Raw genomic sequence first — 12620 nt, 5'->3', positions numbered from 1 at the left:
AGTATCAAAAGAAACTGCATCTGATGCAGCCGTCACAGCAGGGTGTAATATGTCAAAAATCATAGCGTTACTCGCTCACTACCCGCCCTATCAGTTGGTACATGCCGCCGAGATGCTACGGGATACCTTCGAACAGTTTTATGAGCAGCGTTACCAGCTGACCGTGCCGCAGTGGCGCCTGATGATGGTGCTCGGCCCCAACTACCCCATCAGTCAGAAAGAGCTGGTCGAGGCGAGCGGCATGGACAAGGTGCGCATCTCCCGTGAGATCCGCCGTCTGGTCGAAAAAGGGATCATCTTTACCGAGAGCAGCGAGCAGGACAAACGCATCAGCCTGGTCTCCCTCACCAATGCCGGGCTCGCCCTCTTCCTGCAGCTCAAGAGTGAAGCTGGCAGCTGGCAACATACCCTGACCGACTATCTGCCGAGCGAATCCCGCGAGGCGATCCGCCAGCATCTGCACAGCGTCAGCGCCGCCATCGAGCAGCTGCAATCACTGGATCGGGAGAAATAATCATGGATTTGAAAAAGTTCGCCACCATGGACATCAACATGCTGCTGAGCGTCGTCAATATGCAGCTGCGTGATCGCTATGACGATCTGGATGATCTCTGCAAGGCGCAGGAGATCGATCAGGCAGCACTGGAAGCGCGGCTCGCCAGCGGCGATTTTCACTACCAGCCAGCGCAGAAACAGTTCAGATAAAGAGAGCTAGCGGGATCGGGATCACAGCGCCAGTGATGGCGCTGGCTCTGCGGTAAAAACCTGATATGGTCTGAAGAGCCCCAACAGGGTGATGCACGGATACATCACCCTGTCACAAGAGGGCATTAAAATCGTTTCAGGTGAGCAAACCAAGGATGACCCCATGATATTGATGACCCGACAGAGCCTGTTGATCACGCTCTGTACCCTGTTGATGATCAGCCTCTTCACGCCCCACATGCCGCAAAGTACCGAACAGTGGCTGACCACCCTCTTGCTTGGCCTGCTGGTCGCGGTGGCATTGCTGCTGGTGCGTGGTTGTCGCCGCTTTATGCTGGAGTAGTGACTCCGCCGGAACGTCTATACCGACCGCTTGCCGCGATACTCTCTGTAGCATTACGGTCTTGTCGCAATAACGTCTGTCGCAATCACACCAAGCCAAAAAACAAACGCAGCCTGATGGCTGCGTTGTGGTATCTGGCGGGCAACCCCTTGAAGAGATAACCCCTGACGGGATAAAGAGCCCTTATAGAGAGAGCCCTTAGATAGCCAGAGCCTCAAGCTGCGCTTTGGCCGCTTCCATCCCCTTGCTCTGGGCATCCGGGCCCATCCCCATCCCCTCGGCGTAGATGAAATCCACCTCTTTGATACCGATGAAGCCCAGCACGGTACGCATGTAGGGGGTGACCAGATCGGTGGCGCTGCCAACGTGCATGCCGCCGCGGGGGCTGATCACCAACGCACGGGTATTTTCAACCATACCGACCGGACCGGTCTCGGTATAGCGGAAGGTGACGCCAGCGCGAGCTACCAGATCGATCCAGTTTTTCAGCTGGGTCGGGATGTTGAAGTTGTACATGGGGGCCGCAATCACCACCAGATCGCTTGCTTTGAGTTCGGCGATCAGCTCGTCGGACTGGGCGATCACCGCCAACTGACGCTCATTGAGGTTGTCACCACCGCGCAGGCCGGAGGCCAGCTCGCCATCCAGCACCGGCAGGTTGAGGGCAGCCAGATCACGCACGGTGACGGCATCATCCTGATGATCAGCCAGGAAGCCGTCGATCAGGGCGTTGGATTGGGAATATTGACCCAGGATGCTGGATTTGAGTACGAGGATATTGGCCATGGTGAAACTCCATTTGGTTGTCGGTTGCACAGCGTTGCTGTCGATGGAGGTCACTCTAAACATTGTGCTTATTTGCTGATAGCGAAAATAGATGCTCAACTTGTTCAAATTTTTTGATGAAAGGCCACTTCCTCGCCAGCCAACCCTGCGGCCGCGCTTCAACCCTTGGCAGAACAAACGATTGCCGTTATGATCCGCCGCACTTTTTTCCAGCGACCCGGATCCCATGATACCCTCGCGCAGGCACTCTCCTCTGGCCGGTGCAGTCTGGATGATGGTGGCAGGACTCTGCTTCGCCGCCGTCAACAGCCTGAGCCAGTATGTCAGCTTCAAGCTTGGCCTCCCATCGACCCAAGTCGCTTTTCATCAATACCTGATCGCCCTGATCTGCCTGCTGCCTTGGCTGGTTCGTCATGGCTTGCGCCAATCCCTGATGACCAATCAGTTCCGGTTGCACCTGTTGCGGGTATTGTTGGCAGTGATCGGCATCCAGCTCTGGCTCTGGGCACTGGCGTACCCCGTCCCCATCTGGCAGGGGATCGCCCTGCTGATGACCTCCCCGCTGTTTGCCACCCTGGGCTCCGCCCTGCTGCTCAAGGAGCAGGTGAGCCGCACCCGCATTCTGGCCACCCTGGCGGGCTTTGCCGGCGCCATGCTGATCCTCGCCCCCTGGACTGACGAATTCAACTGGGCCTCCCTGCTGCCGGTGGCAGCGGCGCTGTTCTGGGCCGGCTACTCCCTGATGGTGCGCTATCAGGCTGCCAACGAATCATCCCACACTATCGTGGTCTACCTGCTTATTTTCAGTACCCCGTTCAACGTCATGCTGGCACTGCCGGAGTGGCAGTGGCCAAGCGAGAGCCAGTGGCTGCTGGTAGCCGCCTCCGGCGTGTTGACGGCACTGGCACAGATGTCCATCGCTCGCGCCTACAGCGTAGCGGAGGCCTCCTTCGTGCAGCCTTTCGATTTTGCCAAGCTGCCGATGAATGTGCTGGCGGGCTGGCTGGTATTTGGCTGGGCGCCCCCCGGCCGTCTGTGGCTTGGCGCCGCCATCATCATTGGCGCCATTACCTTGCTGACCCATCTGGAGCAGCGCGCTCACAAATCCGTTTCCTGAGGTACGCCATGCGTGCCTCTTTTTTTGCCCGCTATTCCCGCGATAGCGGCCATCAACAGTGACCATCGACATCAGGAGAGATCGTATGTTTGGAACCGCAACCCGCCCCGGCGCCACCCGTGCCCTGCTGCTGGGCTCCGGCGAACTTGGCAAGGAGGTCGCCATCGAGTTGCAACGGTTCGGGATCGAAGTGATCGCCGCCGACCGCTACCCCAATGCCCCCGCCATGCAGGTGGCCCACGCTGCCCACGTGCTGGATATGCTCGATGGCAACGCCCTGCGTGCCCTGGTTGCCGAGGTTAAACCCGACCTCATCATCCCCGAGATTGAAGCGATCGCCACCGATACCCTTGCTGCCCTTGAGCAAGAAGGGGTCAAGGTAGTGCCCAACGCCCGCGCTACCCAGCTCACCATGAACCGGGAAGGGATCCGCCGCCTCGCCGCCGAGACCCTGGGTCTGCCCACCTCCCCCTACCGCTTTGCCCAGAGCAAGGAGGAGTTTGTCGCCGCCGTCGAGGCTATCGGCCTGCCCTGCGTGGTGAAGCCGGTGATGAGCTCATCCGGCAAGGGACAGAGCGTGCTGCGCGAACTCGCCAAGCTGGATGAGAGCTGGACCTACGCCCAGGAGGGCGGCCGCGCCGGTCGTGGCAAGGTGATCGTCGAGGGCTTCGTTCCCTTCGAGTACGAGATCACCCTGCTCACGGTACGCGCCGTCGATGGCATTCACTTCTGCGATCCTATCGGCCACCGTCAGGAAGATGGTGACTACCGCGAATCCTGGCAGCCGCAGGTGATGAGCGAGCTGGCGCTGGCCCGATCCAAAGAGGTGGCCGCCAAGGTGGTCGAGGCCCTCGGCGGTTACGGCCTGTTCGGGGTCGAACTCTTCATCAAAGGGGATGAGGTGTGGTTCAGCGAGGTATCGCCGCGTCCCCACGATACCGGCATGGTGACCCTGATCTCCCAGGACCTCTCCGAGTTCGCCCTGCACGTGCGCGCCATTCTGGGGCTGCCGGTCGGCACCATCACCCCGTACGGGCCGAGTGCCTCCGCCGTGGTACTGCGCGAAGGGCACAGCCAGAATATCCGCTATCAGGGCATTGGTGAGGCATTGGCGCTGGTACCGGGTGCCCAGCTGCGGCTATTTGGCAAGCCGGAGATCGCCGGTCGCCGCCGTCTTGGCGTGGCGCTGGCCCGCGCAGCGGATTGCCAGGATGCGGTAGAGAAAGCCAAAGCCGTGGCCGCCAAGGTCGAAGTACTGTTCTAAGTGCTTTTTTGCCACAGCAAAACAAACGTTTGCCGATGTGATCGGGCGCAAGGGGCATGGCAATGCCCCTTTTGCATTTCCCCGTCAGGCTTATAATCCCGTCTTCAAATTTGTCAGGAGTACAAGATGTTAGCTGCCGTGATCTTCGATATGGATGGTGTTCTGATCGACTCGGAACCCTTTTGGCAACGGGCCCAAATCGCCGTTTTCTCCGAACTGGGTCACCCCCACACCGTCGAGGATTGTGAATCGACCATCGGCGTGCGCATCGATCAGCTGGTCGCCCACTGGTATCGTCTGCGCCCGTGGAGCGGCCCGAGCCAGGAAGAAGTGGTACAGCGCATTCTGGATCGGGTCAACGCCCTGATCCTCTCCGAAGGTCAGGCCAAAGCCGGTGTGCTGGAAGCGCTCGACCTTATCGAGGCCCGCGGGCTGAAAGTGGGTCTGGCTACCTCCTCACCCTTTGCGATGGTAGAAGCGGTGCTCGGCAAACTCGGCATTCGCGATCGCTTTATGGCGGTGCACTCCGCAGAGGTGGAGCGTTTCGGCAAACCGCACCCGGATGTCTATATCCACGCCGCCGAAAAGCTGGGGGTTGAGCCGGTACATTGTCTGGCCATTGAAGACAGCTTCACCGGTCTGCTGGCGGCCAAAGCAGCCTCGATGAAGGCGCTGATCGTGCCGGATCCGGCTTTAGTGGGAGACCCGCGTCTGGCTATCGCCAACTACCAGCTAAGCTCGCTGGCCGAACTCAATAGTGAAATGCTGGCCAGCTGGGTCAAGTAAAGGACAAGCTGGCGCTGATCGTTCCCATGTACCCGGCATTGGTGGGTGACCCACGCTTGGCCATCGCCAACTACCAGCTGAGCTCGCTCGCAGAGCTGAATGCTGACACCCTGGCCAGCTGGGCGAAATAATTCGCCCGCACCAACCATTGGTATCCTTCACGGGGCCGCAGGCATACCTGTCTGTGGCCCCGTTTTTATAGGTGAATAGGTGCCAAAGGATAGATACCCACCTAGCGGCAACAAGAGGAAAACCGGCCGGATGCACAGCCCCCCTCCCGGATGGCCAAATGGCCTTTTTGGCCAGTAAAAACCGCCGTTCAGCCCCTTCCATTACCAACCATTAGTTGGCAATAACAGCTGCAAATCGCCGATTAGAAACCAACTTTCGGGCCATTTTTGCCCCGGCAGTGCCTGCTGATCCCCTTTTCCGATCCTGGTTTGATCCCTGTCATACCTCCTTCATAAACGTGCGCTTGCTCGCGGTTAGCCCACGCCTGCGCAGCTAGAATCAAGGGAGACAGGCGGCCCGCGGGCCCGAGGAGGTTATCATGATCGAGTACACCAGCAAGCGCATCGTCTGCCCTCACTGTGGCCACCATACCCTGGTCGAGCTGGATGCCAGTCAGGGGGATCAGGAGTTCTACGAAGATTGCATGGCCTGCTGCAATCCGATCCACCTGCGGTTGCATCGGGATGAGGAGCGCGACCGTCTGCAACTCTTCGTGGATGCTGACGACGAGCAGATGTTTTAAGAGCGGCCAGATAGCAAAAGGGGCGTGACTCTCGAGAGTGACGCCCCTTTTCGTTTCGTGGTCAGCGGTAGATGCTGCCTTGCCGCGATTTCGCTCTGGCCCAGAGCGTCTCGTCATCCAGATCGGTCTGGATCAGCTCGATGGGCACCCCGGCATCATTGATCACCGCCACCCGATAATCGTCGATCGGCTCGTAGGGCCCCAGGATCACCTCTTCCCCCTCAATGGCGGCCGCCAGATCATCCACCTTGAAGGCGACGTGAGGCACGGTTCTCAGCAGCTCGTGCAGCGGGGAATCATCGGTAAAGTAGTGCCACTGAACCCGAAACCGCCCCGGGTTATCCTCGGTATACATCCCCACCTTTTCGCTGTGGATGCCATGGGGCAAGGGCTCGGCGCTGGGGATGCCGAAGTGGTGAAATGTATAGTTCAGGCCCGGTTTCATCTGCGCTTTTCCCTGACATCAGGCCATTCGACTGGCCAGCACCCGCTCCACGGTATCGACGATGGCCTGGGTCTGAGGATCGATCTCGATATTGGTCTGCCAGCCAGCCTTGACCCAACCCAGATTGGTGCGGGCCAGGGTCTCGGGGATCAGGTGGACGCAGAACTCCCGCTCGCGCACCTCACCTATGGTCAGACTGATGCCGTCGATGCCGATGTACCCCTTGGTCAGCACATATTTCATCAGCTCGGGGGCGAGGCGATACCACACCTGACGGTTGTTGGGTGTATCGATCACCGAGGTGACCTCTGCCATGCCGATGATATGGCCAGACATGGCATGACCGCCGATCTCGTCACCAAAGCGGGCAGCCCGCTCCACATTGACCTTGTCCCCCACCTTTAACAGGCCGAGGTTGGTGAGACGCAGGGTCTCCTGCATCAGATCGAAGCTGACCAGCTCCCCCTCGACCCGAGTGACGGTCAAACAGCAGCCGTTGTGGGCGACCGAAGCGCCGAGAGCCAGCCCTTCCCCCCACTCCCAGCTGGGCATGCGGATCACGTGGGTACGAAATGAAGCACTCTCTTCGATGGCGACCAGCTCGGCCACACCTTGCACAATTCCGGTAAACATCATCACCTCTTTGTTTCTGGTAACACGCTCTGTTTTTTATCGCGGCCTGTGGCCGCTTCTTTTACATAATCCGTTTTTACACTATTCGTTTCGTACAAACTGTCACACCTGCTCCGCCGCCTCAGACCGCGCCTGCACACGAGCCCGGCGCTGGGAATGGATGACCACTATGCCAGCCAGCACGATGAGTAGACACCCCGCCATACTACTGAGGGTCGGCATTTCACCAAACATCAGATAGCCGCAGAGGGTAGAAAAAAAGATCTGGAAATAGAAGAAGGGCGCCAGAGTAGAGGCCTGCGCATACTGCATCGCCTTGATAAGGCAATATTGGGAGAGCAGGGTCACCACCGGTAGCGCCAGCAGATAGGGCCAGTCGGCAAGCGCCGGAAAGCGCCACAGTGCAGGCTGCCAGCAGAGTGCGACCATTGCCACCATCCCCAGCATGAAGCAGGTGACGATCAGGATATCGAGGGTGGTCAGACGTGGATCCACCAGCTTGGTGATGAGGTTGTAGCCGGTGTTGGCCAGTACAATGACCAGTGGCAGCAGATAGTAGAGGTTCGCGTCGCCCCCGTCAGGATGGGTCACCACCAGCACGCCAAACAACCCCAACAGCACGGCCGCCACCTTGGCCCGGGTCAGACGCTCCCTGAAAAAGATCACGCCCGCCACCACGAAGGCCAGCGAACCAAGCTGGCAGATGATGGTGTAGACGTTGAGCGGTACATGGGCCAGCGCAATCACCGAGACCAGCGCACAGACCAGAAACAGCAGCGAGCGCAACAATAGCCAGCGATCCACCGCCAGCAGCGCCGACATGGTGCGCCTTGGCAACAACAGCAGCAGACCGAGGAAAGGAACAAAGAAGCGAAACCAGACCATCTCCATCACGGAGTAGCCATGGAGTACCAGATATTTGTCCGCGCCATCCTTAAGCGTCAGGGCGAGAAGTGCAAACAGCGTCAGGAAGATCGCCAGTGAGTTGCGCGAAGAGAACAGCATCAAAGAGGCCGAAACAGGAAAAGGGGGTAACCAAACTAACGGGCTTGCCGCAAATTACAACCGCGAGACTGACAAAATGGGAGCAAAACCGCTATATTTGCTCGCCTTTTTACTTTCAAGGAAGCAAATCATGATGGTTTATGAGTGCTGTGAAGCGATCCGTATCGCCTATAACCAGATTGGCTCCGGCGAGCAGGGCTATGTGCCGAAGGCCATCGCCGCCACCATCCGCGCCCTCAACTCGGTCGCCGCCGATGAACGGGTGCCCGCCGAACTGCGCGAACAGGCTGCCTATGCTGCCGCCAACCTGCTGATCAGCGATCACGAAGACGCCTGATCCTGCCCCTCGGGGCGGCAACTATTTCGTCCTGGCTGAATTTCAGGCTAGAATGCCTCCCCCACCCTTTGCACTTTCGTCCGAAAGTGCAAAGGCTCTTCCCGATTTCCGCTCTTTTTTACTCTTATCTGATCCACTCGGAGGTGTCAGTGCAACGTTATTGGTCCGAGGCGAAGCAGCTCGTCCGTCTAGCCAGCCCCATACTGGTCGCCCAGGTCGCCCAGGTCGCCATGAACTTCGTCGATACCGTGATGGCGGGACAGGTGAGTGCAGTCGATCTGGCAGCCGTGTCGGTGGCGTCCAGCTTCTGGCTACCGGTGATCCTGCTGGTGCAGGGGATCATCATGGCGCTCACCCCCATCGTCTCCCAACTCAATGGCGCCCGTAAACGCGAAGCCATTCGCCCGGCCGTTCATCAGGGCTTCTGGCTGGCACTGATCGTCACCCCGCTGGCGATGATTGCGCTTTATTACAGCCCGCTGGCGTTGCAGTTCATGGATGTGGAACCTGTGATGGCTGCCAAGACCACGGGCTATCTGCATGCCATCCTGTGGGGTCTTCCCGCGTTCGTGCTGTTCCAGGTGCTACGCAACTTCAGTGAGGGGCTCTCCCACACCATGCCTACCATGGTGATCGGCTTTGTCGGGCTGGCGGTCAATATTCCCGCCAACTACATCTTCATTCACGGCCACTTCGGCATGCCGAAACTGGGCGGGGTGGGCTGTGGCGTGGCCACGGCCATCGTGCTGTGGGCCATGCTGCTGGCGATGATCCTCTATGTGAAGCTCTCCCGTCACTTCACCGAGATCCGCCTCTTCTCCCAGCTGGCTCGCCCCAACGGCAGCCGGATCTGGCGACTGTTTCGCTTGGGCTTCCCCATCGCCATGGCGATCTTCTGCGAGGTGACCCTGTTTACCGTGGTGGCACTGATGCTGGCCCCCTTCGGTGCCGAGACGGTGGCGAGTCACCAGATTGCCCTCAACTTCTCCAGCCTGGTCTTTATGCTGCCCCTCTCCATCGGGGTGGGTGTCACCATCCGAGTTGGCCACAGCATCGGTGAAGGGCAGCCACATCACGCCCGAGTAGCTGCTCGCACCGGCTTGATGCTGGGGATGGCCATTGCCGCTGCCACTGCCGCCATGACGGTGCTGCTGCGCGAGCAGATCGCCTCCATCTATACCGATGATCAGCAGGTGATCGTCCTGGCGGCCATTTTGCTGTTCTTCGCCGCCATCTATCAAATCTCCGACTCGGTGCAGGTGGTCGCGGCCGCCGCGCTACGCGGTTACAAGGATACCCAGGCGATCTTCTACGTCACCATCGTCGCCTACTGGGGACTGGGGCTGCCCACCGGCATGATCCTGGGTCTGACCGACTGGCTGGTGCCGCGGATGGGGCCGCAGGGCTTCTGGATCGGCTTTATCGTCGGTCTCACCAGCGCGGCCCTGATGCTGGGGGCGAGATTGCGCTACATCTATGGCCGCTTTGCCACTCCGGAAGCCTGCACTACCCTGTCGCGATCTCAGTAACAGGGCTTGGCAAGCGACAACTCGCCTGCAAAATCAACAGGCTGCGCAAGAACTGGGCAAACAGTCTCCTTTGTGCATATGGCCTGTTGACAGCCTTGGGGGGCATGGGTAGTATGCCGACCACGTCAGCAGCGCTGGCGTAGTGAAGTGATAGAAAGTGGGTTTATAGCTCAGTTGGTTAGAGCACTACCTTGACATGGTAGGGGTCGTTGGTTCGAATCCAATTAAACCCACCACTTTTTATGTGATGCGTCCTTAGCTCAGCTGGTTAGAGCACCACCTTGACATGGTGGGGGTCGGTGGTTCGAATCCACTAGGACGCACCATTACAGAACACTGATTATGCGTCCTTAGCTCAGCTGGTTAGAGCATCACCTTGACATGGTGGGGGTCGGTGGTTCGAATCCACTAGGACGCACCATTCAGTTTAAATACTTTGCAGTTATTCCAGATGTGGGTTTATAGCTCAGTTGGTTAGAGCACTACCTTGACATGGTAGGGGTCGTTGGTTCGAATCCAATTAAACCCACCACTTCTGCATAAAGAAATAAAAGCCGCATTGCGCACCCTGCGTCCTTAGCTCAGCTGGTTAGAGCATCACCTTGACATGGTGGGGGTCGGTGGTTCGAATCCACTAGGACGCACCAGATTATAAAAAACCCGCTCATCGAGCGGGCTTTTTGCATTCTGTCCGCCCCCCCTTCCCCGCCAATCTGTTCAACACCGACCGGGCAATGGCGCAGAACCTTGTTCCCATAAAAAACCCGTGCCATCCGATAAACGACACGGGCTAGATCGATGCCGCCAGCGCCTCAGCTCTGCACGGCAATCTCGTACTTCTTTATCTTGCGATAGAGGGTGGCAATCCCAATCCCCAGCGCCTGTGCGGCCAGTTTTTTGTTGCCGAGCCGCTGCAGGGTCTCTTCTATCATCTGTTTTTCCATGCTCTCAAGGCCGCTCTCACCCGGAACGGGTTCAGGCAGCTTCTCCGGCGTGGCGGCGAGCGGAGCGGTGGCAGGCACATTGAACGACGCATCCAGATTGGTCACCGGGATCGACTGGTCCGCCACGCGATGGGGCTCCTGATTGCGGATGATGTTGGGGGGCAGCAGACTGGCGTCAATCACTTCGCCCGCCTGGCTGACGTTGACCAGATATTCGATGAGGTTGCTGAGCTCGCGGACGTTGCCCGGCCAGCGATACCCCTTGAGCAGCGCCATCACCTCGGGAGCCAAACCGGGATAGACAATGCCAATGCGGCTGGTGTGCAGGTTGAGGAAGTAGTGGGTCAGCAGCTCCACGTCCCCTTCCCGCTCCCGCAGCGGCGGCAGGTTGAGGGGGATAACGTTGATGCGGTAGTAGAGATCTTCACGAAACTTCCCCTCGGCGATGTATTGATCGAGATGCTGGTGAGTGGCGGCGATGATGCGAATATCCACCGGCACCGGTCGGCTGGCCCCGATGGGGGTCACCTCCCGCAGCTCCAGCACCCGCAGCAGCTTGGCCTGCATGGTGAGCGGCATGTCGCCAATCTCGTCAAGGAACAGGGTGCCCTGATGGGCCGCCTGGATCAGGCCCTGTTTGCCACCGCTGGAGGCACCGGTAAAGGAGCCCTTCACATAACCAAACAGCTCGCTCTCCAGCAGTTGTTCGGGAATGGCAGCACAGTTGATGGCGATGAACGGCTTGTCCTGCCGCGGACTCAGGCGATGGACGGCGCGGGCCACCACCTCTTTACCGGTGCCGCTCTCGCCACAAATCAGCACGCTGGAGGGACTCTGGGCGATGCGGTGCAGCAGTCGCTTGAGGGTGCGCATCGGCTTGCTCTCGCCGATCAGCTGATCGATCCGCACATCCGGATCCGGCTCCTGAACCTGACCGGAGTGGGACTGGTGAAACGCCATCAGAAAGAGCTGCTGGCCCTGCACATGATGTAGCTGGCCGATGATCAGCTCCTGACGACCTTCAAAGGTGATGATGTGCTGAAGATGACCACTCAGCCCCTGCTGGGAGAAGGTGAGCGGGCGGATCCCCACTTCGCGCCCCTGCAGCTGTTCCTGCTGGCAACCCAGATGATGGAGCGCCGCCTCGTTGGCGTAGAGCAGTTGACTCTTGTCATCGAGCAGCAGGCAGCCCTGATCCATGTTGGTCATCAGATTGAGGAACACCTTGTTGACCCCGTCCGACAGCCCGCGCGAATCGAGCAACTTGGCCACAAAGATGGTGGAGATGTGGCGCACATAGTCGCACACATCCTGCAGATTGTTGTTGAGGCGCGCCTGCTGCTCGTCGCTGAAAGCCACCAAACTGATCACCCCGATGCAGCGCTCGTCCACCATGATGGGCACCCCGAGGAAGGCGCGCTCACGGCAGCTCTCCTTGCAGGTACAACCGTCACACACGGGATCATCACTGGTGTGGGTAACGATCTTCTCCCGCTGGTTATCAATCACATAGCGCAGCAGGCGGGAGTCGCCCTCCAGCTGACGTCCGAAGAACTTGCCATAGGGCCCGGTGCCAGCCACCCGAACCATATCGGCATCCACAATTTCGACCTCAAGCTGCAGCACACTCGCCAGCATCTTGGCAAAGCGCAAGATGGTCGGCTGGATCTGCATCAACAGACACTGGTTGCTCACGGATCTCATCCATCATTCCTTTTTGTTCTTGTTATCCTCCCCCGAAAGGGAGTCATGCTGGCCAGATACTAAGGGATATCAGGGGGAACTACTTCGGGGGGGATCACGAAAAGGGAAAATGATCCGTATCCTCCGTGACTTCAGAGGCACAGATAAAATTCAATAAAAACATGAAGATGAAAACACATGCAGCAAGATAAACCACTCGGGACAGCCAAGCCTGCTGATCTGCGGAATCCATCGACAAATCATGCTGAAGGTGGGGAAAACAGCCACT

14 protein-coding genes, 5 tRNA genes and 1 pseudogene are annotated in these 12620 nt (G+C 58.7%); 15 read left to right on the top strand and 5 right to left on the bottom strand.

Annotated elements, in window-relative coordinates; all coding sequences use genetic code 11:
* Positions 1 to 49 precede the first annotated feature (49 nt).
* The 3 genes from AB5Y99_RS05405 (at position 50) to AB5Y99_RS05395 (ending at position 1048) form a co-directional block, all read left to right on the top strand.
* Complete coding sequence (locus AB5Y99_RS05405) at positions 50 to 514, top strand: MarR family winged helix-turn-helix transcriptional regulator (protein ID WP_005336856.1); 465 nt, start codon at positions 50 to 52, stop codon at positions 512 to 514.
* Between the two features lie 2 nt (positions 515 to 516).
* Complete coding sequence (locus AB5Y99_RS05400; RefSeq protein ID WP_019445848.1) at positions 517 to 705, top strand: DUF4250 domain-containing protein; 189 nt, start codon at positions 517 to 519, stop codon at positions 703 to 705.
* 163 nt (positions 706 to 868) lie between these two features.
* On the top strand, positions 869 to 1048 hold the full coding sequence (locus AB5Y99_RS05395; RefSeq protein ID WP_159143782.1) for a hypothetical protein: 180 nt from the start codon (positions 869 to 871) through the stop codon (positions 1046 to 1048).
* 198 nt (positions 1049 to 1246) lie between these two features.
* Here AB5Y99_RS05395 and AB5Y99_RS05390 read toward each other — a convergent pair whose 3' ends face one another.
* On the bottom strand, positions 1247 to 1834 hold the full coding sequence (locus AB5Y99_RS05390; protein WP_005352326.1) for an FMN-dependent NADH-azoreductase: 588 nt from the start codon (positions 1832 to 1834) through the stop codon (positions 1247 to 1249).
* Between the two features lie 226 nt (positions 1835 to 2060).
* Here AB5Y99_RS05390 and AB5Y99_RS05385 point away from each other — a divergent pair, with 226 nt between their 5' ends.
* The 5 genes and pseudogenes from AB5Y99_RS05385 (at position 2061) to AB5Y99_RS05365 (ending at position 5755) form a co-directional block, all read left to right on the top strand.
* The gene (locus AB5Y99_RS05385) at positions 2061 to 2951 is read left to right on the top strand and encodes a DMT family transporter (protein ID WP_368208944.1); all 891 of its coding nucleotides are present in this window, start codon (positions 2061 to 2063) and stop codon (positions 2949 to 2951) included.
* A gap of 85 nt (positions 2952 to 3036) precedes the next feature.
* Complete coding sequence (gene purT, locus AB5Y99_RS05380; RefSeq protein WP_368208943.1) at positions 3037 to 4215, top strand: formate-dependent phosphoribosylglycinamide formyltransferase; 1179 nt, start codon at positions 3037 to 3039, stop codon at positions 4213 to 4215.
* A 126-nt stretch (positions 4216 to 4341) separates the two neighbouring features.
* Positions 4342 to 5001 carry a hexitol phosphatase HxpB gene (gene hxpB / locus AB5Y99_RS05375; RefSeq protein ID WP_043850459.1) on the top strand — a complete coding sequence of 220 codons (660 nt, stop codon included), beginning with the start codon at positions 4342 to 4344 and terminating at the stop codon, positions 4999 to 5001.
* 11 nt (positions 5002 to 5012) lie between these two features.
* Positions 5013 to 5132, top strand: a pseudogene (locus AB5Y99_RS05370) (hexitol phosphatase HxpB); the annotation flags it as partial.
* A gap of 419 nt (positions 5133 to 5551) precedes the next feature.
* Positions 5552 to 5755 (top strand): CPXCG motif-containing cysteine-rich protein, encoded by a 204-nt coding sequence (locus AB5Y99_RS05365; protein WP_323892011.1) that lies wholly within the window; start codon positions 5552 to 5554, stop codon positions 5753 to 5755.
* A gap of 61 nt (positions 5756 to 5816) precedes the next feature.
* Here the strand turns inward: AB5Y99_RS05365 and AB5Y99_RS05360 are convergent, their stop codons facing one another.
* From AB5Y99_RS05360 to AB5Y99_RS05350, 3 genes are all read right to left on the bottom strand, one after another.
* Positions 5817 to 6200, bottom strand: a complete 384-nt coding sequence (locus AB5Y99_RS05360; protein ID WP_236765310.1) for a VOC family protein — start codon at positions 6198 to 6200, stop codon at positions 5817 to 5819.
* 18 nt (positions 6201 to 6218) lie between these two features.
* Entirely contained in the window at positions 6219 to 6833 is a 615-nt protein-coding gene (locus AB5Y99_RS05355) for a riboflavin synthase subunit alpha (protein WP_368209137.1), read from the bottom strand.
* A 102-nt stretch (positions 6834 to 6935) separates the two neighbouring features.
* Positions 6936 to 7838 carry a DMT family transporter gene (locus tag AB5Y99_RS05350; RefSeq protein WP_368208940.1) on the bottom strand — a complete coding sequence of 301 codons (903 nt, stop codon included), beginning with the start codon at positions 7836 to 7838 and terminating at the stop codon, positions 6936 to 6938.
* A gap of 130 nt (positions 7839 to 7968) precedes the next feature.
* Between AB5Y99_RS05350 and AB5Y99_RS05345 the strand changes: the two genes are divergently transcribed.
* The 7 genes from AB5Y99_RS05345 to AB5Y99_RS05315 all read left to right on the top strand — a co-directional run bounded on the left by AB5Y99_RS05345 (position 7969) and on the right by AB5Y99_RS05315 (position 10351).
* A complete protein-coding gene (locus AB5Y99_RS05345; RefSeq protein ID WP_270904857.1) occupies positions 7969 to 8175 on the top strand; it encodes a YaeP family protein in 207 nt (68 codons plus the stop codon).
* Between the two features lie 149 nt (positions 8176 to 8324).
* A complete protein-coding gene (locus AB5Y99_RS05340; RefSeq protein WP_005360967.1) occupies positions 8325 to 9704 on the top strand; it encodes an MATE family efflux transporter in 1380 nt (459 codons plus the stop codon).
* Between the two features lie 159 nt (positions 9705 to 9863).
* Positions 9864 to 9940: transfer RNA gene (locus AB5Y99_RS05335), tRNA-Val, on the top strand.
* Positions 9941 to 9953: 13 nt separating this feature from the next.
* Positions 9954 to 10030 (top strand) — tRNA-Val (locus AB5Y99_RS05330).
* Positions 10031 to 10048: 18 nt separating this feature from the next.
* Positions 10049 to 10125: transfer RNA gene (locus tag AB5Y99_RS05325), tRNA-Val, on the top strand.
* Positions 10126 to 10159: 34 nt separating this feature from the next.
* A tRNA-Val gene (locus AB5Y99_RS05320) sits at positions 10160 to 10236 on the top strand.
* 38 nt (positions 10237 to 10274) lie between these two features.
* A tRNA-Val gene (locus tag AB5Y99_RS05315) sits at positions 10275 to 10351 on the top strand.
* A 165-nt stretch (positions 10352 to 10516) separates the two neighbouring features.
* On the opposite strand, the gene AB5Y99_RS05310 is transcribed toward AB5Y99_RS05315, so the two are convergent.
* Complete coding sequence (locus tag AB5Y99_RS05310; protein WP_368208938.1) at positions 10517 to 12352, bottom strand: sigma 54-interacting transcriptional regulator; 1836 nt, start codon at positions 12350 to 12352, stop codon at positions 10517 to 10519.
* Between the last annotated feature and the right edge of the window lie 268 nt (positions 12353 to 12620).

Origin of the sequence: Aeromonas sp. R4-2 (assembly GCF_040908295.1) — a bacterium.
Classification (GTDB): Bacteria; Pseudomonadota; Gammaproteobacteria; order Enterobacterales; family Aeromonadaceae; genus Aeromonas; species Aeromonas veronii.
The sequence above is the reverse complement of the archived record's forward strand: the minus strand, read 5'-3'. Positions and strand labels throughout refer to the sequence as shown.